The following is a 24,808-nucleotide window of genomic DNA, read 5'->3' as shown; positions in this document are numbered from 1 at the left end:
TCCTAGTGCCAAGTGCCTGTTGCCAAGTGCCTGCTCCTTTACGCGGCCAACTGACGATCCAGCTTGTCCGGGAACGCGGCCTGCGCGATCGCGTCGTCGCGGCTGATCATCCCGTTGAAGTAGAGCGACGCGATCGCGGTGTCGAGGCTGCACATGCCGATCGCGCGATTGGTCTCGATGACGTTCGGAATCTCAAAGGTGCGCGCCTCGCGAATCAGGTTGCGAACGGCGGGCGTGCAGAGCAGCACCTCGACGGCGGGCACCATGCCCGGCGCATCCGTGCGGCTAAAGAGGGTCTGGCTCACGACCGCCTGCAGCGTGTTCGAAAGCATCGACCGAATCTGATTCTGCTGACCGCCCGGATACATATCGATGATTCGCTCCACGGTCTGCGAAGCGTTGACGGTGTGCAGCGTCGAGAGAACCAGGTGGCCCGTTTCCGCCGCGGAAATCGCCAGCGACGTCGTCTCGAGATCTCGCATTTCGCCGACGAGAATGATGTCCGGGTCCTGACGCAGACAGTGCTTGAGCCCGCTGCCGAACGAGGGCATGTCCTGACCGAGTTCGCGCTGCTCGATCACGCACTGCTTGCTCTCGAACTGGTATTCGACGGGGTCTTCCAAGGTGATGATGTGTTTCTTGTAGCGCTGGTTCATCGCCTCGATCATCGCGGCGAGCGTCGTGGACTTACCCGAACCCGTGTCGCCGGTCACGAGTACCAGCCCGCGCGGCAGATACGTGAGCCGCGCGATGACTTCCGGAAGATTCAGCTTCACGAGCGCCGGAACCTTCGTCTTGATCGAACGCATCGCCAGGCCGATGACGCCCCGCTGCATGTGCGCGTTCACGCGGTAGCGGCTCAAGCCTTCGACGAGGTACGAAAAGTCGGCGTCCTTGACTTTCTCGAACGTCGCCTGCGCTTCCTTCGACGCCATCTGGCGGAAGAACTTCTCCGCGTTCTCGGCCGAGATGACCGGGAAATCCATCTTGGTCATCACCTGGTGGATGCGGCACATCGGCGGCTGACCGGCGATCAGGTGCACGTCGGAAGCGTCCGCCTCGAAAGCCGTCTTGAGAATCGTGTTCAGGTCCAACGGATACCTCCCGCGCGTGGTGTGCGGCGCGTGGAGAATCCGCGCCGTCTGCAAGATCGGTCCGTGCGGGTCGGGGCTTTGGGGGCTCGCGCTCGGAGGAACGCCCTATGGTCGGCGCCCGCCGCGCGAGCGGCCCAGACGGATTAAATGGAACCTCCATTCGGGTGGTCTTCGGCCGCGAACGCCGCGGGGATACCCGCTACTTTCCCTCACCCGGCATTGGTGATGAAAGCAGCTTCGCCGCGATCTGGAAGTAGAGATCCGCGAGAAGAGTTTGCCCTTCCGGCGTGGGATGAATGTCGTCCTGATAGACTTTGCTCCCCTCCCGGGCTGGCGCCGCCAGGACGGACGAAGTCAGAAACACGGGCGCGCCCTCGGATTCGGCGACAGCGCGGAATGCGTCAAGCCCTTCAACGGAACGTTCGGAGAGCTCGGCTTGCGTGCTGTGCAGAACGACACCGATGGGGATCGACCGGCTGCGCGCAAAGTCGAGAATCGCTCGCGCCGCGTGCAGCGAGGCATCCGCTTGCTCCATGGTGTGAGCTTGCGGCGGCGCGGCCGGTCGAAAATACCGGGGAATCACGTAGCGGAACACCAGTTCGCTCAGCGCCGACTTCGGACGAGCGGTGGGATTCTCCACCCCGAGCGGCGCGAACGTCGGCACGTCCCACGCGTCGTGGCTGCTCCACACGACGATGATCGCGTCGGCGTCGAAGTCACCGAAGCGTTCGAGGTACGCGAGTTCATTGGGCGGGCCCCAGCTGCCCGCGGAAATGTTCGCAACCACGACCGGTCGGCCCGCGGCCTTCGAAAGCTTCTGCGCCAGTTTCCACGTCGCGGTGTCCTCGTCCCGCATCCACGCGCCGCCGTACACAACGCTGTCGCCGACAACGAGGATGCGCAGTTCATTCGAGTCCGTCTTCTTTTCGGGAAAGTCCGGCGATCGCATCGACCATGGATTGATGTGAATCGGGTGACCCAGACGCCGGTACGTTCCCGGCTTGTTGAGATACTCGATCTCCGAATCGCGAACGTACAGAGGCGGGTCGCCCAATCCGAGAAAATAACGGGCGTAGATCTCGCCTCCGACGGTCGCGACGATCATGAAGAGCAGAACGCGCACGAACACACGGCGTGATCCGTCTCTTCGGCGCTTTCGGTGAGGAACAAAGGTCACGACGCAATCCTTGTGTCGCCGATCATCCTCGGACGAGCGCTTCCCGCGCCGCGACGGCGAGCTGATCGCAGCGTTCATTTTCCGGGTGTTCGTTGTGCCCGCGAATCCAGTGAAAGCGGAGCTGGTGCGTCGCCTGGAGCGCGTCCAGTTCCTGCCAGAGATCGATGTTCTTGACCGGCTTCTTGTCGGCGGTGCGCCAGCCCCGTTTTTTCCACGAGGCCATCCACTCCTTCAGGCCGTTGAGGACATACTGCGAATCGCTGTACAGATCGACGAGCGAAGGCGACTTGAGCGCTTCGAGCCCGCGGATCACCGCCATGAGTTCCATGCGGTTGTTGGTTGTTTCTGCTTCGGCACCCGATGCTTCGAGTTCCTTGCTTGAAGCCGGATGCTTGAGCACGAACGCCCAGCCGCCGGGCCCCGGGTTTCCGGAACACGCGCCATCGGTGTACAACTCGACGTGCGATCTGGAAGGAGCTTGCGAGTCGCCCCCTCCATCTTTCGAGCCTGGCGGCTTCTTGCTGCTCACAATCCCGACCCCAGCAAGGAACCGATCCCTGATCCTCCGGAAGCAAAGAAGCGCTCGACACTGAGGTCGTGCGCCTCGTGGTACGCCGGACCCAGGTGCGCCCAGTCAAAGTCCCAGCTCCGCCGATCAACCGCGTTCCGCAGCGCAATCCGCTCGCGCCGATCGAGGCGGCAGAAATCGAGCAGTTTCGCGCACAGCTCCGCCGCCGAATCGTGATAGGCCCTCCCGCGTCGCCGGAGCACCGTCAGCCCCCACTCATCGTGCCCGAGGTGATGCTCCGCAACGTAGCGTCCAAAGCCGGCAAGATCGCTCGTCACGCTCGGAACACCCATCGCGATGCACTCGAGCGGCGTATACCCCCACGGCTCGTAGCTGCTCGGGAACAGGCCCAGGTGACACCCGCGCACAAACTGGTCGTACTCGATTCCCCACAATGGATTCGCCGGGCTGATGAACTCCGGGTGATACACGATCTTGACCGGGTCTTCCGGACGGTTGATCAGCCCCATCTGCCGAATCTGATTGAGGACCGGATCGTCCGCGTCGCTCTCGAGAATGTGCGTCACCACCATCGGCAGGCAGTGCTGCTTCATCGCCTGCTGCGTGCGACGGTAGCGGAGCGTCCAATACTCGTCGACGAGATCGTCCAGCTTCAACTTGCCGCCCGCCGCCGCTCGGGTGTAGAGCTTGCTCTCCACACCCTGCGTGATGTTCTGACAAACTGTGCGCAGTTCATTCATCACGCCGCGCTTTTCGAGTGCCAGCGGATTCAGGCTCCGGCTCGGCTTGCTCGTCACGATGAAGAAGACGATCGTCTTGTCGATCTTGTGCGCTTTCATCTCCGAATTGAGTCGAGCGAGCGCTTCCAGGCACAGATCAAAGCCTTTGTTTCGCGGCTCGTACCGGCCCGACGTGAAGAAGTAGAGCGTCTTTTCGAGATCGAACGAGTAGCTGGGGAAAAAGTGCCCCATCGTGAACTGGTGAATGCGATCCTTGAAGCTCGCGTGCATCTGCTGCTGTTCGTGCGCCACGTTGTAGCGCTCGACATTGAGCCCATTGGGAAGCACGACATCAACAGGGCGACCGAGCAACGCGGAACATTCCTCGGCGGTCACCGCCGAGACGGTCGTGAACACGTGCGATCCGTGCGCGCACGCCCGCTCGATTTTGTGCTGCGTGACGATGTTGTACTTCCGCGCCGCCTCGGCGTCGTTCACGGCGTGGAGCTTCTCGTAGAAATCGTCCATCCCCATCGCCATGAAGCGGCCGAGCAGCGTCGCGTGCGTGGTAAAGACCGTCGCGACCGGCAAGTTCTGCCGCCGGATCATCGGGATCGCCAGGCCCGCCATCCACTCGTGAAAATGACCGATGAGGATCCGCGGCGTGGTCTTCGTAGTGCGCGAGGCGCCCGCCGAAGTCGCGCGCTGCTCGCAGAGCGCCTCGAACACACGACGCACGGCGTCGGCGAAGGTCACCACCCCGTCTATCAACCAATCGGTCCCCGGCGTTTCGATCCCGTGATGCTCCCAGAGCGAGTACTTGATCTCGCCCAGTTTCCAGTTTGGCACCCAGTGTTCGATGAGAAGCACCCGTGGCCGGCCCGGAATAAGCCAGCGCCCGTGATGAACCTTCAGGCCCTGGCCCGCGAGCTGCTCGATCGCACGCCCGATCCATCCGCCAGGGGCGACCGGCTCGAACTCGACGCTGGCTTTGTGCTCGTTGTACGGGCCAATGAGCGTGTAGCGGTCACCCCAACGCTCCATCATCAGCGGAACTTTGGACCGAATGACCTGGTAGATGCCGCCGACCTGGTTGCAGACTTCCCACGCCGTCTCGAAGAGATAGGCTCCCTCGCTTTGACGTGCGACATCGGTTTCGTCCGTACCTGTCGCAGGGTTGGTCGTGGTTTCGGCCATCGGCCGAGAGTCTAGCCGATGCGAATCTTCGCGCAACGCTTTGCGGAAACCGAGCCCGCGTTTCCTACGATCGCGCCGTGAGCCACACCGCACCCGCCTCATCGCACGCGCAAGTTTCGCCTTCGGCCGGTGTCCGCGTCCACCGAGTCGAGGTGTGGTCGAAGAACGCTTCACTCGATGCCCGAGGCTCTCAGATCGCGCGAAGTGCAAACGCGATCGGAATCCAGTTGGAAACGGCCTCAACCGCGCGGGTCTACCTCATCGAGACCGATGCGACGATTCAAGAGATCGAGCGGATTTCCAGGTGCCTGCTGACGGACCCGGTCACCGAGCGCTCCGTGATCGGCGCGACTCATGTCGGCCCCGGCGCGTGCATGGTTGAAATCCATCCTCTCCCCGGCGTGATGGATCCGGCAGCGCAATCGGTCGAGAGCGCCGCGCGCGAGTTGACCGGCGATCGGCGCCGGCTTCGGGTCTCGACCGGCACTCGCTACGACCTGATGGGCCTTCCTCGCGCGAAAGAGCGTGAACTCGCCGATCTTCTCGCGCGCCGTTTGCTCTTCAACCCCGCGATCCAATCGGCGCACTCCGAACCCTTTCTGCCCCGGTCTCTTCCGGCCGGTCACTCCTACACCGCCAAGATCGGCCGCATCGCCATCCGCGAACTGAACGACGAACAGCTCCAGAAGATGTCGCGCGAGGCGCACCTCTTTCTCAGCCTCGACGAGATGCTCGCCGTGCGCGACGAATACCGCACCCTCGAGCGCGACCCGACCGATATCGAGCTCGAAACAATCGCGCAGACCTGGTCCGAGCACTGCGTGCACAAGACGCTCAAGAGCAATATCCGCTATAGAAGCGGCGAAGTGACAAAGGGGCAAAGTGGCAAAGGGGGCGAAGACCCGCTTCGACTCGAGGGACGTCCCGGCCACACTGTTCACGCCGATGGCTCGGTCACGATCGCAAACCTGCTGAAGTCGACGGTTGCCGCGGCAACGCACGAGTTGATCGCGGCAGGAATCGACTGGACGCTCAGTGTCTTCAAAGACAATTCCGGAGTCATTGCGTTCGACGATGCCCACGGCGTGTGCATCAAAGTGGAGACGCACAACCACCCGAGCGCGATCGAGCCGTACGGCGGCAGCGCCACCGGAATCGGCGGCTGCATCCGCGACGTCATTGGCACCGGTCTCGGCGCCAAGCCGATCGCGAGCACCGATGTGTTCTGTGTCGCTCCGCCCGACCTTTCATCGCTCCCGCCCGGATGTCTCCCGCCCAGGCAAGTGCTCTCCGAAGTGGTGCGCGGCATCCGCGACTACGGCAACCGCATGGGTATCCCCACCGTCTCGGGCGGGGTGATGTTCAACGATCACTACATCGGCAACCCGCTCGTCTTCGCGGGCTGCGTCGGGCTCATCCCGAAACATCTTGTGCACGGCGCGAGCAAACCGGGCGATCGCATCATCGCGCTGGGCGGGCGCACCGGTCGCGATGGAATCCACGGCGCAACTTTCTCGAGCGCCGAGATGGAGCACACCCACGCCGATGAGTTCGCGCACGCGGTGCAGATCGGCAACGCGATCGAGGAGAAGCGAACGCTCGATGCGATCCTCCGCGCCCGCGATTTCGCGGGAGATGGGGGCAAGCCGCTCTATCACGCCATCACCGATTGCGGCGCCGGAGGGTTCTCTTCCGCCGTCGGCGAGATGGGCGGGAAGATCGGCGCGACGGTGCAGCTCGATCGCGCGCCGCTGAAGTACGCGGGGCTCTCGTACACCGAAATCTGGATCAGCGAAGCGCAGGAGCGCATGGTGCTCGCGGTTCCCGCGGCGAACATCGCGAAGCTCAAGCAGATCTGCGATGAAGAGAGCGTCGAGATGGCCGATCTCGGAGAGTTCGGTACTCCGGGCGCGGAACTCGTTCTTCGCTATGGCGAGCTGGAAGTCGGCCGGCTGCCGATGGCGTTCCTCCACGACGGCATCCCGACGCCGACACGAGAAGCCGAGTGGAAACCCTCGCCGCCGGCGGCGCGAACCCCTTCACCGAAACCAGCTCTCTCCGTCGCTTCGTCTCTTCTTTCCCTTCTCTCCCACCCCAACATCGCGAGCAAGCACTGGATCATCCGCCAGTACGACCACGAGGTGCAGGGCAACTCCGTCATCAAGCCGCTGGGGGGACCCCTCGCGCGCGGGCCGATGGACGCGGCAGTTCTGCAACCGGTTCCATCTTCCGCGCGCGGCATCGCGATCTCGTGCGGACTCCAAACGGGAATCGGAAATCCCGAAATCGGCGGCGACCCATACCTGATGACGCTCGCGGCAATCGACGAGTGCGTTCGCAATCTCGTTTGCGTCGGCGCCGATCCGGAACGGATCGCGATCCTCGACAACTTCTGCTGGCCTTCGTGCGGCGAGGCGCGCAATCTCGCGACGCTCGTGCGTGCCGCGGAAGCGTGTTACGACGGCGCGAAGGCCTATCGAACGCCGTTTGTTTCGGGCAAGGACTCTCTGAACAACCAGCTCCGATTCACCGATCCCGCAACCGGCCAGCAACGACTGATCGAGATTCCTCCGACGCTCCTGATCACAGGACTGGCGATTGTGCCCGATGTCGCTCGCTGCGTCACGATGGATGCGAAGCGCGCCGGAAACGTGCTGCTGCTCGTCGGCGCGAACTCGGATTGCATGGGCGGCTCGCATCTCCAGCAGATCGCGCCCGAATCGATCGCGAACCCGGCGATGCCCAAGACCGATCTTGTTGTCGGACCGCGAACAGCCCGCGCGGTCGCCAAACTGATTTCTTCCGGATCGATCCGCAGCGCGCACGATGTTTCCGATGGCGGCGTGCTTTGCGCCGTTGCCGAGATGCTCATCGGCGGCTCGTCACCTCGAACGCCGCTCGGCGCATCGATTGATCTGAGCACAACCAAGATCAACCCGATCGCGGCGGCGTTCTCCGAGTCCCCGAGCCGCTACGTACTCGAAGTGGCTCCCGATCGACGGGACGAAGTCGAGCGCTCGCTCTCCTCACAAGGCATCGAGTGCCGCACGATCGGCGACCTCAATTCGACGGGCAGGCTCACGTGGAGCACCGAGAGACTGGATGCCGCGGTCGAAGACCTCGCGAAGGCATGGCTCGCGCCGCTCGATTGGTAGTTCAGGGAACGAGGATGATCTTTCCCGCGGCGCCGGGCTCGAGGATTTTCTCGTGTGCCTTTGCGGCCTGCGCGAGCGGCATCGTCTCGCCGATGATCGGCTTCAACTTGCCCGACTCCACGCCCTGCGCGATCTGAGACCAGGCCCGGTGCAATTCGGCATCGGACGTGTTGTGAAGGCTCATCCCGAGCACATCGAGATTCCCTTTCATCATCAGGCGAGGCGTGATCTCGATCTTCCCCCGATTGCCGACGATCACGATCCGGCCTTTGGGGGCCGCGATCGTCATGTCGTTTTCAAGATTAACGTTCGCGAGCATCTCGATGATGAGATCGGGCCCGCGGCCGTCGGTCGCGTTGCGGATTTCCTCGAGGTATCCCGGCTTTGAATGATCGAAGACGCGGCTTGCGCCCAGCTTGGTCGCGAGCGATTTGCCTTTGTCCGTGCTCCCAGTGCCGAGGACCTTCAGGCCGGCGGCGTGCGCCAGTTGGATTGCCGCGGTGCCCACGCCGCCCGTCGCCCCGTGGATCAGAACGGCTTCGCCCTTGGCGGCTCGCCCGCGGTCGAAGAGCGCGACCTGCGCCGTGAAATAAGGCACTCCCAAACCCGCCCCCTCTTCGAACGAGAGCGCAGAAGGAAGCGTAAACAGATGCGCGGGCTCGCACGCGATCAGTTCTGCGTACGCACCGCTGGGCGGCCGGTAGAGCACGACGCGATCGCCCACCTTGAAGTTCGAGACTCCGGCACCGACCTGTTCGATCTGGCCGCAAGCGTCGTACCCCGGAACGAAGGGGAACTGTTGAGGCCCGTAGATGCCGGCGCGAATGTAGGTATCGACCGGATTGACGCCGATCGCGCGCACGCGGATGAGGACCTGGCCCGCCGCGGGCACGGGATCGGGAACTGTCTCGTACCGGAGAACAGATGGGTCGCCAAACGAATGCACGCGGATTGATTTCATCAGAAGACTCTCCGATACGCGTGCGGGTTGGATGCGCGCCGGTTCGCGCGGGTTACCGGATGAATGCATGCTCGCTAGCGAAGACCGTATTCCTTCAGCTTGCGATAGAGCGTGCGTTCGCCGATCCCGAGCAGCTTTGCCGCGTGCTCGCGGTTCCCTTGCGTGAGGCGGAGCGTTTCGCGGATCGCTCGCTTTTCGATCGCTTCGAGACTGGTGCCGGCGAGAGACGCCCCGACCGAAGCGGAATCCGAGGTCGAGTCCGCTTCGACCGCATCGCCGACGCGCACTTCATCTGGAATGTGGCGCACGTCGAGACTGAACTCGCCGCCGGGCGGAACGTCTTCGCCGAGCGCCGTCACGACCATGTTCTGAATGACGTTGAGGAGCTGGCGCACGTTGCCCGGCCAGTCGTAACTGGTGAGTCGCATCATCGCGGCGTCGGACACTCTCGGGGAAGGCTTGCCGGGCGCCAGCTCCTGCATGAAACGATCGACGAACGCGCGCACGAGGGGCGGAATATCTTCGCGCCGCTCGCGCAGCGCCGGCAGATGCACGTGCGATCCGTTGATTCGGAAGAACAGGTCTTCGCGGAACGTGCCCGCTTTGACCATCTCGCGCAGGTCTTTGTTCGTAGCGCTGACGAACCGCACGTCGGTGTGGCGCGGCTCGTTGGAACCGAGTCGCACCACCTCGCCGCTCTCGAGCACGCGCAGCAGCTTGGCCTGCATGCTGAGCGGCATGTCGCCGATCTCATCGAGAAAGAGCGTGCCACCATCGGCGTATTCGAAAACTCCTGGCCGATCCTTGTCGGCGCCCGTGAACGCGCCGCGGATGTGCCCGAACAACTGATCTTCGAGCAAGCTCTCGCTCTGGCCCGCGCAGTTGAACGCGACGTAGCGCCCGCCCGCGCCGTTGCCGCCGCCGAGAAACCCGCCGTTGCTTTGCGTGCCCGGTGGCGCGGCGCGCTTGCTGAGCTTGTGGACGGCGAGCGCGATAAGTTCCTTGCCGGTGCCGCTCTCTCCGGTGATCAGCACCGGGATGTTGCTGGGCGCGACGGTGCGGATGGTGCGCAGAACCCTTCGCATCGGTTCGCTCGAAGCAACCAGCCCGTCGAAGCCGGCGCTGTCGGCCTGCACCTTGAGTTCGTCGTTCTGGTGGCGGAGCAGCACCGTCTCGGACGCGCGGTTGACGAGATTGCGAAACACCTCGAGATCGAGCGGCTTCTGGATGAAGTCGTACGCGCCCTGCTTGAACGCGGCGCGCGCCGTCGGTACATCGCCGTGCGCGGTGACCATGATCGTTTCCGCCGAGGGCTGCAATCTTCGCGCCGCTTCGAGCACTTTCAGCCCCGCGTCCGCGCCATCGGAAGCGACCCCGTCTTTTCCACCCGAGCCGGGCATACGGAGATCGGTGACGATCACGTCGAACGCGCCGCCCTTGAGTTCCTCGAGCGCGCCGCCGACATCGTTCACAATGGTGCAAACGTGTCCGGGCTTGCGGAGCGCATCGGCCATGACGTCGGCGTGGTCGGGTTCATCTTCGACGATGAGAACCTGCGCCGCGAGTTTTTCGCGATCTTCGGGCATGCGGAACATTATTGATGCCGACTTCGGCTAGCCAAGCGCCGGAACGGCCGCGCGGCGGGAAGCGCAGATCGCGACGGCCAGCGCGTCGGCCATGTCGGGTGGCTCGGGAAGTTCGGTGAGCCCGAGCATGGCGCGAACGGCGAGTTGGACCTGCTGCTTCTTGGCTAACCCGTTCCCGGTCACGGACTTTTTCACCATCGTCGGCTTGAATTCGAGCAGATTCATCCCGAGCTGACGGATCGCGAGCAGCAGGATGCCGCGCGAATGCCCCATCACGATCGCGGTCGCCGGGTGCTTGTAGTGAGCGAAGAGCGCTTCAACGGCGACGACATCCGGGCGGAGCCGGTCGAGCATCACGCGGAAATCGCGATCGAGTTCGGAGAGCCGAGAAGAAATGCTGTGCGCATCACCGACGCGGAATTCCACGGCGTCGCGCTCGCTCCGGCTGAGCGCCTTGCCAAGCCGGAACACGCCGGCCTCGACCAGGCTCACGGCGCCATCGACAACATCGATGCAGCCGTATCCGGTGATCCGAAGCCCGGGGTCTATCCCGACGATCCGCATCGTTCTCCTCGCACGGAGCGTATCCGCCGATCACACGCTCGCAGCGGAGTAGTTCCGAAGCCAATGGATCATCGTCTTGGCCATGGAATCGGCTTCGACATTCACATTGTCGCCCGGAGCTAGATCGGAAAGATTGGTCTTTTCGAGCGTCGCCGGGATGAGCGCGACATCGATCCAGCCCCCCTTTGGCGAGACCTCGGCGAGCGTCAGCGAGACCCCGCTCAGTGCGACCGAGCCCTTGGGGACCATGAATTCCATCAACTGCGCTCCCGGACGAATCCGCAGCCTCCAATCGGACCCGGATCGAACATCGAGGACAGTTCCGACGCCGTCCACATGCCCTTGGACAATGTGGCCCCCCAGGAACGTCGCGGCGGTCGCGGCGTGTTCCAGATTCACCTTCTTGCCCACTTTCCACGAACCGAGCGTCGTCTTCGCGAGCGTTTCCGGGACAGCGTCGAAGCTCCAAAGACTCACTGTCGCAGAAACGACGGTCAGGCAGCAGCCATCAACCGAGATCGAGTCGCCTTCGGCCGGGCGAAAAGCCCAGTCGGCAGGGTCAATCTCGATGCGCAGTCCCGGCGCCTGTCGTTTGAGCGAAACAACCCTTCCGAGGGCCTGCACAATTCCGGTGAACATGCGGGAAAGTGTCTGCAAGACTCGGGCCGGACGCAACCCGAAACGCAAAAAGTGCGGAAAGGGAAGCGAACCGGACGCGCACGCGGGCTCGACGCCCCGCCGACAGCGCTCCAACAATGGCCCCCACCCCGAAATCTGCCTGACCCGGGCGCGGCACATGCCCGGGGGGCCAAAATCTGGTAGAAGTAGCGACCTTGCGACCTCCCGAAAGAACCGCCATGGCGAATCTTCAGCTCTTCCGTTCCACCGCAATCCGACTTTTGCTTGCTTCGAGCGCCGTCGCGCTCGCTTCGTGTGCGAACAAGAGCACCGCCAAGTCGCCGGAGACAGAAGCCACGAAGACCGCGCCGGCCGCGCCCGCTCATCCGAAATCCGCGCCGATCGGTGGCTATTCCATCAGCGATGCAAATTTTCTTGAACTCGGATACCGCAGAGACTGGACCGCTTTCCCCTATCTGACCAAGCAACAGAAACTCCAGACTCTTGTTCCGGCCGGCGACCTTGTGCTTGCGCTCGAAACCGGGTCCACCGTCACCGGCCTCGAAACATCGAACGGTGCGATGCGATGGGCGAACGAACTGGCCACTCCACTGACCCGATTCGTCGGGCTCAATCGCGAAGGCGACAAGGTCTTTGCTTCGGCGGATAGCGAGCTCTTCGTGCTTTCCGCCAACAACGGGGATGTGCAGGCACGCCAAAGCTATTCGCGCGTCGTCAATACCTCCCCGATTGTCTACGGAAATCTCTGCATTTACGGAACAACGACCGGGCACGTTCTTGCACATCGAACGGATCTCGGCGTCACCGGCTGGGCGTTCCTGCTCCGCGGCGCGATCGATCACAAACCGGTCGTGGTCGGCCCGCTTCATTCGGACGACGAGATCGTTGGGGCGATTTCACAATCCGGTCAATACGTCTTTCTGAGCGCCAAGGCCGGCCGCCCGCTTGGTCGGGGAGAAATCTTCGGCGGGCTTGATACCGACCCGATCGCGGCCCAGGGCTTGATGATCGCTGCCGGCCGAGACCAGTCTCTCTGGGGTCTCCGACCCGACGGAAGCGTGGCTTGGAGAATTCGCTGCGATCAGCCTCTCACCCGTCAGCCCTCGACCGATGGGCAGACCGTGTGGAGCCAGCTCGGCACGGAAGGCTTGTCCGCCGTGGACGCATCCAGCGGCAAAGTTGTCTGGTCGAACCGAGTCGTCGAGGGATCGGTCATCGGAATCCGCGCCGGAAATCTGGTGGTGTGGAACGGGTCCTTGGTGCTTCTGCTCGACAAAGACCGAGGCGACATCATCCGTTCCTATGTCGTTCCGCAGACCGTGATGATGTTGACCGACAAATTCGAAGACGGCAACCTCTATGCTGTCAGCGACGGCGGAGTTGTGGTGCGGTTTGTGCCCCGCTCCTGATTCTCCGCATCTTTCAATCGGAGGCTCGCGATGAACGACCTTGTCACCATCCGGCGGGCCATCATTTCCGTTTCGGACAAAACCGGATTGATCGAATTCGCGCGCGCCCTGGCGCGTCGCGAGATCGAGATCATTTCGACGGGCGGAACGGCGGCGGCGCTCGAAAAAGCCGGAATCCGGGTCACACCCATAGACCAGATCACCGGTTTTCCGGAGATCATGGACGGACGGGTGAAAACTCTTCATCCAAAGGTGCACGGCGCTCTGCTCGCGGTGCGCGACGATCCGAGCCACCAGGAAGCGCTCGAGAAGCACGACATCGCGCCGATCGATCTGGTGTGCGTGAATCTGTATCCGTTCGAAAGGACGATCGCCGCGACCGGCGTTGAACGCGACGAAGCGATCGAACAGATCGACATCGGCGGTCCGTCGATGATCCGTTCGGCTTCCAAGAACCACGATTGGGTCACCGTGGTCGTCTCACCGGACCAGTACGAAGCGGTGGTTGGCGATCTGAATTCGCTGGGTGGAAAAACCAGCCTCTCACTCAGGCGCGATCTCGCTGCTGCGGCATTTCGCCGAACGAGCGCGTACGACGCCGCGATCGCGAACTACCTCGGCGGAAAAACAGCCGATACTCCCGGATTCTCTCAGAAACTGGGCCAGGAATTCTCGCTCGTCCAGGAACTTCGGTACGGCGAAAACCCGCATCAGAAAGCGGCGCTCTACGCGAACTCAAACGCCGCGACCTCGACAATTCCGCGGGCGCGCCAGCTCCACGGCAAGGAGCTCGGGTACAACAACATCGCGGATGCCGCGGGCGCACTCGAGCTTGTGCGGGCCCTGAAGATCATCGCGCCGGACCTCGCGGGGGCTGCCGTCATCAAGCACGCGAATCCGTGCGGGTGCGCGATCGCGAAGTCGGCGTTCGACGCACTCGAGAACGCGATCGCGGGCGATCCGCTCGCGGCGTACGGCGGGATCATCGCGCTCTCGGCGCCGGTGGAGCTGAAGGTTGCCGAGCGGCTCTGCCGCGACGACACGTTTGCGGAAGTCTTGATCGCGCCGTCGTTCGCGCCGGAGGCCGTCGAGGCGATGAAGAAGCGCTGGTTCAACATGCGGATCCTCGAAGTGGGTCCGATCGAGCAGTCGAAAGAGGCGGAGCTTGAGCAACGGTCGATCCCCGGCGGGCTGCTGGTCCAGACTCGGGATGCTCTTCTTGCGGCGCCCAAAGAATTCGCGCGGAAAGCCGGACCCGAGCCGAAGGCCGAAACGATCCGCATCGCTCAGTTTATGGAAGTCACGACTCGCGCCATCGCCAGCAACGCTGTCGCGATCGGCGGCCTCGATCCAAAGTCCGGCGTGATCCGCCTCTTCGGCGCCGGCGCGGGACAGATGGACCGGCTCACATCCTGCCGCCTCGCGGCACAGAAGGCCGGAGCGCTCGCCAAAGGCGCGGTCGCGTTCAGCGACGCGTTCTTCCCCTTTCCCGATGGACCGCAGGTGTTGATCGATGCCGGAGTTGCGGCGATTGTCCACCCCGGCGGCAGCAAGCGCGATCAGGAGACGTTTGATCTCTGCGAGAAGCGCGGCGTGACCTGTATCACGACCGGGTTGCGGCATTTCCGGCACTAGAAAATTCGTTCGTCGGTCGTTTATGCCGCCCGGCGCAATTGCCGGAGGTCGAGCCTGCGAATCGCGAGGGCCGTGACGTCGTCACGCTGATGGAGCGATCCTTCCTGACCGGCGATCGCCTGCGCGAGCCGGTCCATGCCTTCACGCACTCCGACATCGCTGATGGAATCAAGCAGACCCATGTGCTTGAGGTATTCACGCGGCGCGACACGCCGATCGGCCACGGGCTCATCGGCCGCGGGGAACGCCAGTTCGAAGCCGTCGGTGTAGAGCAGGAGAGTCGCGCCCGGCTGGAGCGTCACCGTTTCGTCGGTGTACTCGGCTTCTGCGAACACGCCCAGCAGCGGCCCCTGGCTTTCCAGCGATTGCATCTCTCCCCCGTGCAAGAGCAGGCTGGGCGGATGCCCTGCGCCCGCGAGACGCACCGAAAAATCCCGCTTATCGAGCACGCCGCAGACCGCCGTTGCGAAGCGATAGTTTCCTGCAGCGTGGTGGCAGAGTTCTTTGTTGAGTCCCGAAAGACAGGCCGCAGGACTGATCTCTCCGCCGGAAGCCGTACCGATCGCCAACTCGTTCAGCAGCGCGCGGGAGAGCATCATGGTGATGAGCGCCGCCGGCACGCCGTGTCCCACCGCATCCGCAATGAAGAATGCCACGCGGTGTTCATCGATTGCGCGAGCATCGAACAGATCGCCGCTGACGTAGGTCGCCGGGTGATAGAGAGACGCGAACTCGATCTCGCAGTCTTCGGGCAATCGCTGGGGGAGCAATTCCCGCTGCACGGTTGCCGCGAGATGGAGTTCTTCGTGCAGGCGATCCATCTCGCCCCGGATGCCTTTATCCATGCCGCTTCCGGAGCGCACTTCGCGCGAGAGCTGTTCGACAAACGACTGGCGTTCGCAAAGGGCGAAGACCATTGCCGCGACTCGTCCGGCGGGCTCGCGACCGCCGAGCACAATCACACCGTCCTTGTGCACGAGGCTTCGGATCGCGTGTTCGCGTGGAGTGATGACGACAGCGGGAAGACCGAGCCCGTGAAGTTGATCAAAGAACTTGGCGAGTGCCGTGGTCTCTTCATCGCCCCGGAGAATGATGAAGAGACACGAGTAGTCGTGCAGCGATGCCGTGTCCGATTCCGCGCCGAGCAGCCGGTCGAAATCCCGCCTGTCCGTCGAAGGAACTTCTTCCCCGGGCCACTCGGCCAGCACGGGCGCGAGCCAGCGTGCCGCGGCGACATCCGCTTCGCGACCGGCACAGAATGCGATCGTGGCCACGCCCAAGCAAGGCTCCCGTAGCGTAATTCTCGGCCCATGCCGGGAATTGATGCGCCCGTGGTCGTCTCATCGACCGGTCGAGGGGGTCGCTTGATCGGGGGACGGCCCGTCGGGCTCACTTTGCCTTCGACGCTAATGACGGATCGATGTTTATGAGTTCTCCGGGCTTCACGGAAAGCTTCTCAAGCATCCCACCCTGGAGTTCGATCGCGAATTGGGAGTCGAAGCGGCTGGGGTAACGCTTGAGCCGGTTTTCGTAGGTCATGGTGTCTTCGCCTTCACGGCGCGCTTCTTCCACTTTCATCGCGTGCGTCGCGGTGACGCGCCTGGAACGATCGAGAAAAATGATGTCGATCGGAATCGGGCAATCGCGCATCACAAACTCGTGCTTGCCGACTTCCGAGTCCGGAAACACGAAGAGCATCCCGCCGTCGTCCGCGATCGACGTGCGCCCGGAGAGCCCCTGGACGCGCGAGTCCTGATTGATCGCGAGTTCGAGCGTGAACGGCTTGCCGCTGATATTCACATGGGTGGTCTTTTCGGTTGTGGAGTAGGGCTCTTCGCAACCGATCGAGGCGCCCCAAAAACCGACGATGACGAAGGTTGCGGCAAGATGCAGGGAGGTGCTTCGGATGGGCTTGATCATGAGTTCGGCTTCCGGCGCGCGGGCTTTCGCAGCCATTCGTCATCGCGAGCGGTAAAGACTACATCATCCGGAGAGAGCCGGGAGAGTTCGAATCGTGCCGCGAATTCTTTCGAGCTCATTTCGTCTTCTGCATCCTCGATTCCGGACCACCTCGCCAAAAGGGCGATGATCCGCTCCGGACTGACGCCCGATGCCAGATAGGTCTCAACGCGTGTGTCGCCGTGCCTCTTTGCCAGCCGCTTTCCATCTGATCCGCGGACCAGCGGCAGGTGGAAATAGTTCGGCACCTCTGAGATTCCGAGCGCCCGCATCAGAAGGATCTGGCGTGCGGCCGAGTCGAGCAGGTCGTCGCCTCGCACGATGTGAGTGACACCTTGCCTCGCATCATCGACAACCACCGCGAGCTGGTACGAAGGCTGATTGCGCTTTGTCCAGACCACGAAATCGCCTACGGACTTCGCGGGTGAGTGCTGCTGCGGACCGGCGAATTCGTCGGCGAAGCTGACAGTGTCTTCCGGCGTGGCAAACCGCCAGTTTGCGAGAGCGCCTTCCGAGGAAAACACCGTCGGGAACGTGCCGGGCCGCCTCGATGCAGAAAAAACGGATTCACGCATTCCTTCCTGCGGCGCGGACAGTGCAGCGTCCGAGGCAGTGTCGATCTCGCCCCGACTCTCGATCGACGGATAGACCCGTCCCGAGCCCGCGAGCTTTGCCATCGCGTGTTGATAGGGCTCGAGATCATCGCTTTGGACGATCGGTCCCTCGTCCCAATCAATCCCGAGCGACTTGAGCGTCCGAAGCATCGCATCGGTCACACCGGGCTTTACACGCGGCGTGTCGAGATCTTCGATGCGGAGCACGATCCGCCAGCCTCGCTGCTTGGCGAGCGCCCAATTGATGAGAAACGTCCGAGCATTCCCGAGATGCAATGCGCCGGTCGGCGAAGGCGCAAGTCGTGTCCGTCTATGAACATGCGGCACGCCCGCCGGTGCAGACTGCACCGATAATTTCGGCATTTCTTGGGAACTGTCCGGGGGTCCGTACTCGGTCACGGGGCCACGGTACACTCGTCCCGGTGCACGCGACGGACCGCGGGCCCTTGGAGAGTTCGATGCCAAAGCTTTCAGAAGGGCAGGTTGAAGAGGCGCTCAAGGCAGTGCCGGAGTGGGGAGAGTCGGGCGACGCGATCCAGCGCACCTTTCAGTTCCCCGATTTTGTGCGAGCGATGGGATTCGTTGATCAGGTCGCTCAGACCGCGGAGCGGGCCCAGCATCACCCGGACATCCTCATTCGCTACAACAAAGTGACACTGACCCTGAGTACCCACGATTCCGGCGGGATTACTGAAAAGGATTTCGACCTGGCGAAGAAATGCGACCAATTCTTTGCCCCGTTCGCGCCGCCTCAAACACCTCCGACACCGGCGCCCGCTTCAAAGAAGCGCAAGGCTTGAACGGGTTGACCACGGCGCGAAATCCACGCGATCGTGAGATTCACAAGCCCCTTACAAACCCCCCGATCCTCGCAGTCGATTACGCTGTACAATGAGGTGTCGGCATCTCCCGCATCCCGGGCAATCCGGCGGGCGGACAGGGCCGATGGCTTCGGCGTTGTCCTACCGCGCCGGAGGCCAAGTCCGGAGCCAGGGGAGAGGGATCGGCATGCCGCATCATCACTCCAAGGACGATCGCAGACGACCCTCGCAGGACCGAAGGGCGAAGCAGTCTCGACCCACGTCGCCGTCCCAAAGCGCTCCGGAGGAAGCCCCGGTACTCGATGTTGACGGAGACATTGATCTCGCGACGTTGGCTTCCGCCGGGGGACGTTTCAATCTGGGGGGCGGAGGCGGAGCAGGAATGCTCGCGGCCGAGGGCCTGAACGCCAAAGTGCTGGTATTGAACAAGTTGTACGTCGCGGTCCGGGTGGTTTCGGCACGGCGGGCGTTCTGCCTGCTTTCGCGCAACATCGCCGAGGTCATCCACGTCGAATCGGGGAACGACGGGCCCAAGTACGTCAACTACGACTTTGAAAGCTGGACCGACGTCGCGGCGCTCCGCACCCGCTTCGAGCGCGCGGAGCACGACTGGGTGCGCACAGTGCGGTTCGAGATCGCGGTGCCGCGGATCATCCGGTTGCTCGGATACGACCGCCTGCCGGAACAGACGGTGAAACTGAACCGTCGCAACCTGTTTGCGCGCGATCGCAATACGTGTCAATACTGCGGCAAGCACTTCCCGACGGCGGATCTCTCGCTCGATCACATCAAGCCGCGCACGCAGGGCGGCACGGATTCGTGGGAGAATCTCGTCTGCGCGTGCATCAAGTGCAACGCGAAGAAGGGCGGACGCACGCCGGACGAGGCGCGGATGAAGCTCATCAAGAGGCCGGAGCGCCCGAAGCGCAATCCGCTGATCGCGCTGCGGCTTGGGCACGAAAAGTACGCATCGTGGAAGACGTTCCTCGACAACGCATACTGGTCGGTCGAGCTGCGGTAAGTCCTACGCGACAGCTTCGGATTCGTGCTCAACAAGCCGGTCTTCGCACACGAGGCCGTCGGCCAGTCGCACGACACGCTTGCAGCGTTTGGCGATGCTGTCGTCGTGTGTCACCATGATGATGGTCATGCCGATTTTGTGCAGATCTTCGAAGGTTTTGAGGATCGCCTGACCTGTCTTGCTGTCGAGGTTGCCGGTGGGTTCGTCCGCCATCAGGATCGCGGGACGTGTGACCAGCGCCCGCGCGATCGCGACGCGCTGCTGCTGACCGCCCGACAATTCGCGCGGGCGGTGGCCCAAACGGTCCGCGAGAGCCACCAGCTCGAGCGCGGCGATCGCCTGCTTGCGCCGTTCCTTCGGCGGCACGCCCTGATAGAACAGCGGCACTTCGACATTTGCTTCGACCGTCAACTGCGGTATGAGATTGAACGCCTGAAAAACAAAGCCGATTTTTCTGCCGCGATAAACCGAGAGTTCTTCATCCTCCATCGTCGTGATGCCTTTGCCGTCGAGCAGGTATTCGCCCTGCGTCGGGCGATCGAGGCAACCGAGAATGTTCATCAGAGTGCTTTTGCCGCTGCCGCTGGCGCCCATGATCGCCACGTACTCGCCGCGGCGGATGGTGACGTCGATGCCGCGGAGTGCTTCGACCATGACGCTGCCGTCGGGCTTGTAGTAGATCTTTTTGAGCGCGCGCAATTCGGCGATCGGCGGTGGGGCCGCCGCATTGGTGCCGTTGCTTTGCACGCCATCCTGCATCGTGACACTTCCTCCGTCCGGAGCATAGATACCGCTTCACCTGCGTCGGCGCCGCAGCAACCGCCAAGAAACTCTCCGGGCGAGGCTGGCTGCATCCCGCGCGACCCCCGGTTCTGGTCGTGGAATTCAAGACGAAATGTCGGCTATTCGCCCGCGCGATTCGAATCTTCGATCTGGAGTGCCGCGAGCGCCGTCATGGGATCGGGAGCGAAACGGAAGATCTTGTCCAGCCCGGTCACCGTCAGGACCGACTGCACGTCGTCGGAGAGGGAGCACAAGCGCAGCCCCCGCTTTTTCTCGCTGAGGATCTTACGGATCTTGAGAAGCGCGGCAAGATTCGAGCTGTTGACGTATGTGACGTTCGCGAAGTTCAACACAACGCTCGGGACCGCGGCGCCCTTGGCGCTCAGACGGTCGCCGATCGAGGCAAGCTCCTCCGACAACACCGGTTCGTCGGCGAGTTCGGCGATCACAATGGATTCGGACCAATCCGTGGACATGAACCGATTCTAGCAAACGGCGCCCCGAGCGTGCGGCTTCGCCAAAGCGAGTCATGTCTTGCCGACGGCCTTGAGAAACTCGGAGAGCGAACCGTGCACCTCGAAAATGCGATCGAGGCGGGTGAGCACGAGCATCTCGCGGACCGTCGGCTGTACATTGACCAAAGCGAACCGCTGCTTGCGCGCCCGGAAGAACTGGGCGAGCTGGATCAGACCACCGAGCGAGACACTGGGCATAAAGCCGACGGCCGCCAAATCGAGCGCGATCGCTTCATCACGAAAGCGTTCGCCGGCTTCGCCGACGGCGGCTCGCACGGAAGGCAGATTGGTTTCGTCCAGCACGCTACCCGTCACACGGACAACCACCGCTCCAGCGTGCTGTTCCAATTCGGTCTGATCCGCCATCCGATCCTCGCTATCCGATGCCGGCCGTGCGCTTGATGCCTCTCATGCCCATACCCATGGCCTCGGGATTGGTCGCGAAGCGCATCGCTTCGGTGCCGCTGATCTCTTCGGCCTGATACATACCCAGAATATGCTGGTCGAAGCTCTGCATTCCGGCCTCGCCCATCTGCAGGTAGTTCGCCAACTCCGCGATCTTGCCCTCGAGAATGTATCGCGCAGTAACCGGACCGCCGCGGAGCACCTCGACAGCGGGACGACGCTTCTCATCGCGGCCGGTGATCAGGCGTTGCGAAATGATCGCCTCGATCGAATTGGCGAGCTGCGCCAAGAGCAGTTTGTGTTCGTTCGAAGGAAACATGGCGATGATTCGCTCGATCGTCTGGGCGGCATTGGCGCTGTGCACCGTGGAAAAGACCTGGTGCCCGGTGTCGGCGGCGCGCAGGACGGTGCGGAGCGTCTCGACGTCGCGCAGTTCGCCCACGAGAATGACGTCCGGGTCTTGGCGCAAAGCCTGGCGGAGCGCCTGGTCGAACGATGAAGTGTCCGACCCCACTTCGATCTGCGAGACAAGCGCCTTCTTACAGGGGTGCACGTATTCGATCGGGTCCTCGATCGTGATGATCTTCGTCCGGTAGTTTTCGTTGATCAGATCGATCATCGCCGCGAGCGTCGTGCTCTTGCCGCTGCCGGTCGTTCCGGTCACCAGCGTGAGCCCGCGGCGCGCGAGCGCGATATCGCGGATGACTTTCGGCAACTTCAGCGCCTCGATCGACGGAACTACCGTCCGGATCACCCGCATCGTGATGCCGAATCGACCTCGGGTGCGAAATCCGCTGCAACGGAACCGCGTGCCGGATGAAGAGGCGTAAGAGAAATCGAGCCCTCGAAGCGCGGAAGTGGCGAGATCATCGTCCGCCATATGCCTCGGGACGATCGATTTCACAATCGCCTCCATTTCTGCTTCGCTGAGGGGCGGTCCTTCGACCAACCGGATGTTGTTGCCCAGCCGGAACATGGGCGGAGAATCCGCCTGAAGGTGAACGTCCGACGCGCCCGTCTCGATCGCTTTGCTTAAGAGGCGTTCAAAGTCCATGGCTGCCCCGGTCTGTAGCACCGGAGCTTACCACAGAACTTCAAGCCGGATCGTCGGCCGGCGGCGGGGACTCGTCGGCCGCGCTTTCGCCCGCGATGCTCTCATCGATTCTCGCGGCGGAAATGACTTTGTCGCCTTCGTGCAGGCTGACGACGCGCACGCCCTGCGTGCCGCGGCCGATCTGGCTGATGGTGTTTGCCTTCACGCGGACAAGCTGCCCGCCCTTGGAAACGACGACAACGTCGTCGCCGTCTTTGATGCCCAGTGCCGCGACCGAGCGGCCGTTGCGATCCGTCGCCTTGATGTCGGCCCGGCCCTTGCCGCCACGCGACTGGCTTCGCGCCTTCCCCTCTTCGGGTTGCACGCGGTATTCATCGACGAGTGTTCGCTTGCCGTATCCGTTCTCCGAAATGGTCAAGAGCGAGATCGCGGGATCGACGGTGATCGGGTCTCCGTCGGCGTCCTTGGTCATCGGGACCTGGACGACCCCCACCACCTCGTCGCCGTCCTCGAGTTCAATACCCTTGACGCCCGCGGCGGAGCGGCCCATGAGCCGGGCATCTTCTTCCGCGAAGCGGATCGCCATGCCCGAAGCCGTGATGAGCATGATGTCATCGGTGCCGCCGGTGAGCACGACATCGAGCAGCGAATCGCCGTCTTTGAGACCCACAGCGATGATTCCTGAACGATTGACGTTCTGATAGTCCTTGAGCGAAGTGCGCTTCACGATGCCGCCCTTGGAGCAGAACGTGAGGAAATGGCTGCCGGATTCAAAATCCTTGATCGCGAGGTAGGCGCGGGTCTTTTCGCCTTCGCGCAGCTCGAGCAGGTTGATGATTGCGCGGCCCTTGCTCGTGCGGTTCATCTCCGGCACTTCGTACACCTTCATCTTGAAGATGCGTCCGGTGTTGGTGAAGCAGAGCAAGTCGTCGTGCGTGCCCGCGACAAAGACGTGCTCGATGAAATCTTCGTCCTTGGCGTCTCCCGCGCGGATGCCCTTGCCGCCCCGCCCTTGCGTGCGGTAGGTCGCGAGCGGCACCCGCTTCACGTAACCCTGGTGGCTGATTGTGACCGCGACATCCTCTTGCGGGATGAGCTCGGCGATCGTGATATCGACTTCGGTGTCGTCGATCGCCGTGCGCCGCTCCGCGAGTTTGCCGATCCCGTAGCGGCTCCGCATTTCCTCGCAATCGGCCTTGATCATGCCTCGCACCTTGGACTCGCTCGCGAGGATCGATTCGTACTCCTCGATCTCGCCGACGAGCTGGTTGTACTCGTTGACCAGCTTCTCGATCTCGAGCCCGACAAGCTGGATGAGCCGCAACGCGCCGATGGCCTCCGCCTGAACGCGCGAGAGCAGAATTCCGCCCGCAGATTCCGCGGCACGCAGCATCTTCTTCAGCCGCTCCGGAAGCTTGGCCGAGTACGGATGGCTCGCGGGAATCTGGAACCGCCGATCCATCAGTCTCTGGATCGCCTCTTCGCGCGTCCTGCTGGCGCGGATGATGCGGATCACCTCGTCGATATCGCACACCGCGTAGATCAGCCCCTCCAACTCGTGCGCCTTCTTCTTCGCCTGGCGGAGCAGGAAGTTGGTGCGCCGCCGGATGACGTCGCGCCGGTGCTCGATGTACAAGTCGAGCAGTTCACGCAGCCCGAGCGTGCGCGGCTGGCGGTTGACCAGCGCGATGTTCATGATGCTGAACGTGTCCTGCAGGCTCGTGAATTCGTAGAGCTGCTTCTCGACCACCCGCGGATCGGCGCCTCGCTTGAGTTCGATCACGATGCGCGTGGCCGCCTCGCGACCGGATTCATCGCGAACGTCGGAAACATCGGGGATGCGATCCTCTTCCACCGCTTCGACGATTTTCTTAAGCAGCAGCTCCTGGGAACTGTTGTACGGAATCTCGTCGATGACGATCTGAGAGCGCTCGCTCTTGGAATTCTCGCCCCCCAGGCTCTCGATCCGGCAGGTGCCCCGGACGGTGATGCGCCCTCGCCCGGTGGCGTATGCCTCCAGGATGCCGCGACGACCGAGGATGGTGCCTCCCGTTGGAAAATCCGGCCCTTTGATCCCCGCGCGCACAATTTTGCCCGCGCTGTCGGTCACATCCTGCATCAGCTCGAGCAGCGTGACCTCGGGGTTTTCGAGCACGCGGATGATCGAGTCGAAGACTTCGAGCGGATTCTGAGGCGGCAAGCTGGTCGCCATGCCGACCGCGATGCCGATGCCGCCGTTGATGAGGAGCTGCGGGAACTTGCCCGGGAGCACCATCGGCTCCATCAAGCGGTCGTCGTAGTTGGGCTGAAAATCAACCGTGTCGAAGTCGATGTCAGCGAGCATGTCCACGGCCGCGTGGGTCATGCGCGCTTCGGTGTATCGCATCGCGGCCGGCGGATCGCCGTTGATCGAACCGAAGTTTCCCTGGGGATCGATGAGAGGCACACGCATGCGCCACCTCTGAGCCATTCCGACAAGCGTCGGATACACGACCGCTTCACCGTGCGGGTGATAGTCGCCCGATGTGTTGCCGGCGATCTTGGCGCACTTGAGGTGTTTTTTCCCGGGGCGGAGTTTCAGGTCGTTCATCGCAACGAGAATGCGGCGTTGCGAAGGCTTGAGACCGTCGCGGACATCGGGCAAGGCCCGGTCCATGATCGTGCTCATCGCGTAAGTCAGGTACGAATCCTGCAGCTCGCGCTGGATGTCGAGGTCGACTACGCGGCCACCGAGCACTCCGGCCCCTTCGCCCCCGGCGCCGAGCGCGTCCCCATCCGGACTCCGTGAAGCATTCAGATCGTCGGACATCCATACCTCCGAGAAGGGCCGACGCGATCAAAAGTCGGGCGACCATCATCCCTGAAACCCGTCCAACGGACGGGGAAAAGCCAGCATCTATTCTAGTCAAAACCCCCGAAGAAATCCTGCCGGCAGCGAGCCGAAAACCCCTTGTTTTGTAGAGGTTTTTGA

Annotated in this window: 21 protein-coding genes; 5 read left to right on the top strand and 16 right to left on the bottom strand. The window is 62.8% G+C overall.

All coding sequences use genetic code 11. The features are described from left to right. Positions 1–38: 38 nt before the first annotated feature. The 4 genes from KF691_05040 to KF691_05025 all read right to left on the bottom strand — a co-directional run bounded on the left by KF691_05040 (position 39) and on the right by KF691_05025 (position 4,716). Entirely contained in the window at positions 39–1,094 is a 1,056-nt protein-coding gene (locus tag KF691_05040) for a PilT/PilU family type 4a pilus ATPase (GenBank protein MBX3388801.1), read from the bottom strand. A gap of 199 nt (positions 1,095–1,293) precedes the next feature. Next, entirely contained in the window at positions 1,294–2,223 is a 930-nt protein-coding gene (locus tag KF691_05035; GenBank protein MBX3388800.1) for an SGNH/GDSL hydrolase family protein, read from the bottom strand. 70 nt (positions 2,224–2,293) lie between these two features. Continuing rightward, on the bottom strand, positions 2,294–2,800 hold the full coding sequence (gene rnhA, locus KF691_05030; GenBank protein MBX3388799.1) for a ribonuclease HI: 507 nt from the start codon (positions 2,798–2,800) through the stop codon (positions 2,294–2,296). Further along, the gene (locus KF691_05025) at positions 2,797–4,716 is read right to left on the bottom strand and encodes a glycogen/starch synthase (protein MBX3388798.1); all 1,920 of its coding nucleotides are present in this window, start codon (positions 4,714–4,716) and stop codon (positions 2,797–2,799) included. Before KF691_05025 ends, rnhA begins: the two co-directional genes overlap by 4 nt. Before the next feature lie 77 nt (positions 4,717–4,793). On the opposite strand from KF691_05025, the gene KF691_05020 reads away from it, so the two are divergent. Continuing rightward, positions 4,794–7,871, top strand: coding sequence for a hypothetical protein (locus KF691_05020; GenBank protein MBX3388797.1), 3,078 nt, complete (start codon positions 4,794–4,796; stop codon positions 7,869–7,871). A 1-nt stretch (position 7,872) separates the two neighbouring features. Here KF691_05020 and KF691_05015 read toward each other — a convergent pair whose 3' ends face one another. The 4 genes from KF691_05015 to KF691_05000 form a co-directional block, all read right to left on the bottom strand. Next, positions 7,873–8,832: an NADPH:quinone reductase gene (locus KF691_05015; protein MBX3388796.1), complete on the bottom strand. Its 960-nt coding sequence runs from the start codon at positions 8,830–8,832 to the stop codon at positions 7,873–7,875. Between the two features lie 74 nt (positions 8,833–8,906). Beyond that, on the bottom strand, positions 8,907–10,418 hold the full coding sequence (locus KF691_05010) for a sigma-54-dependent Fis family transcriptional regulator (protein MBX3388795.1): 1,512 nt from the start codon (positions 10,416–10,418) through the stop codon (positions 8,907–8,909). Between the two features lie 27 nt (positions 10,419–10,445). After that, entirely contained in the window at positions 10,446–10,982 is a 537-nt protein-coding gene (locus KF691_05005; GenBank protein MBX3388794.1) for a crossover junction endodeoxyribonuclease RuvC, read from the bottom strand. 30 nt (positions 10,983–11,012) lie between these two features. Further along, positions 11,013–11,621 carry a riboflavin synthase gene (locus tag KF691_05000; GenBank protein MBX3388793.1) on the bottom strand — a complete coding sequence of 203 codons (609 nt, stop codon included), beginning with the start codon at positions 11,619–11,621 and terminating at the stop codon, positions 11,013–11,015. 218 nt (positions 11,622–11,839) lie between these two features. Between KF691_05000 and KF691_04995 the strand changes: the two genes are divergently transcribed. Together KF691_04995 and purH are read left to right on the top strand one after the other, a co-directional pair. Further along, positions 11,840–13,030 (top strand): PQQ-binding-like beta-propeller repeat protein, encoded by a 1,191-nt coding sequence (locus tag KF691_04995; protein MBX3388792.1) that lies wholly within the window; start codon positions 11,840–11,842, stop codon positions 13,028–13,030. Between the two features lie 30 nt (positions 13,031–13,060). Further along, entirely contained in the window at positions 13,061–14,665 is a 1,605-nt protein-coding gene (gene purH, locus KF691_04990) for a bifunctional phosphoribosylaminoimidazolecarboxamide formyltransferase/IMP cyclohydrolase (GenBank protein ID MBX3388791.1), read from the top strand. Positions 14,666–14,685: 20 nt separating this feature from the next. On the opposite strand, the gene KF691_04985 is transcribed toward purH, so the two are convergent. The 3 genes from KF691_04985 to gluQRS all read right to left on the bottom strand — a co-directional run bounded on the left by KF691_04985 (position 14,686) and on the right by gluQRS (position 17,601). Next, entirely contained in the window at positions 14,686–15,939 is a 1,254-nt protein-coding gene (locus KF691_04985) for a serine/threonine-protein phosphatase (protein MBX3388790.1), read from the bottom strand. Between the two features lie 115 nt (positions 15,940–16,054). Then, positions 16,055–16,585 (bottom strand): DUF192 domain-containing protein, encoded by a 531-nt coding sequence (locus KF691_04980; protein ID MBX3388789.1) that lies wholly within the window; start codon positions 16,583–16,585, stop codon positions 16,055–16,057. Next, positions 16,582–17,601, bottom strand: coding sequence for a tRNA glutamyl-Q(34) synthetase GluQRS (gene gluQRS, locus KF691_04975; GenBank protein MBX3388788.1), 1,020 nt, complete (start codon positions 17,599–17,601; stop codon positions 16,582–16,584). Before gluQRS ends, KF691_04980 begins: the two co-directional genes overlap by 4 nt. A 95-nt stretch (positions 17,602–17,696) precedes the next feature. Here gluQRS and KF691_04970 point away from each other — a divergent pair, with 95 nt between their 5' ends. Then, positions 17,697–18,038, top strand: a complete 342-nt coding sequence (locus KF691_04970; GenBank protein ID MBX3388787.1) for a 4a-hydroxytetrahydrobiopterin dehydratase — start codon at positions 17,697–17,699, stop codon at positions 18,036–18,038. A 403-nt stretch (positions 18,039–18,441) separates the two neighbouring features. Continuing rightward, the gene (locus KF691_04965) at positions 18,442–19,080 is read left to right on the top strand and encodes an HNH endonuclease (GenBank protein MBX3388786.1); all 639 of its coding nucleotides are present in this window, start codon (positions 18,442–18,444) and stop codon (positions 19,078–19,080) included. 3 nt (positions 19,081–19,083) lie between these two features. Here KF691_04965 and KF691_04960 read toward each other — a convergent pair whose 3' ends face one another. From KF691_04960 to gyrA, 5 genes are all read right to left on the bottom strand, one after another. Beyond that, positions 19,084–19,788, bottom strand: a complete 705-nt coding sequence (locus KF691_04960; GenBank protein MBX3388785.1) for an ABC transporter ATP-binding protein — start codon at positions 19,786–19,788, stop codon at positions 19,084–19,086. Between the two features lie 194 nt (positions 19,789–19,982). Beyond that, positions 19,983–20,339: an STAS domain-containing protein gene (locus tag KF691_04955; GenBank protein MBX3388784.1), complete on the bottom strand. Its 357-nt coding sequence runs from the start codon at positions 20,337–20,339 to the stop codon at positions 19,983–19,985. Between the two features lie 51 nt (positions 20,340–20,390). Next, positions 20,391–20,744, bottom strand: a complete 354-nt coding sequence (locus KF691_04950; protein MBX3388783.1) for an STAS domain-containing protein — start codon at positions 20,742–20,744, stop codon at positions 20,391–20,393. A 10-nt stretch (positions 20,745–20,754) separates the two neighbouring features. Further along, a complete protein-coding gene (locus tag KF691_04945; protein MBX3388782.1) occupies positions 20,755–21,837 on the bottom strand; it encodes a PilT/PilU family type 4a pilus ATPase in 1,083 nt (360 codons plus the stop codon). Between the two features lie 40 nt (positions 21,838–21,877). Beyond that, positions 21,878–24,646 carry a DNA gyrase subunit A gene (gene gyrA / locus KF691_04940; GenBank protein MBX3388781.1) on the bottom strand — a complete coding sequence of 923 codons (2,769 nt, stop codon included), beginning with the start codon at positions 24,644–24,646 and terminating at the stop codon, positions 21,878–21,880. Between the last annotated feature and the right edge of the window lie 162 nt (positions 24,647–24,808).

The sequence above is a fragment of the Phycisphaeraceae bacterium genome, from assembly GCA_019636555.1.
GTDB lineage: Bacteria > Planctomycetota > Phycisphaerae > Phycisphaerales > UBA1924 > JAFEBO01.
This window is presented reverse-complemented; position numbering and strand designations above follow the sequence as displayed.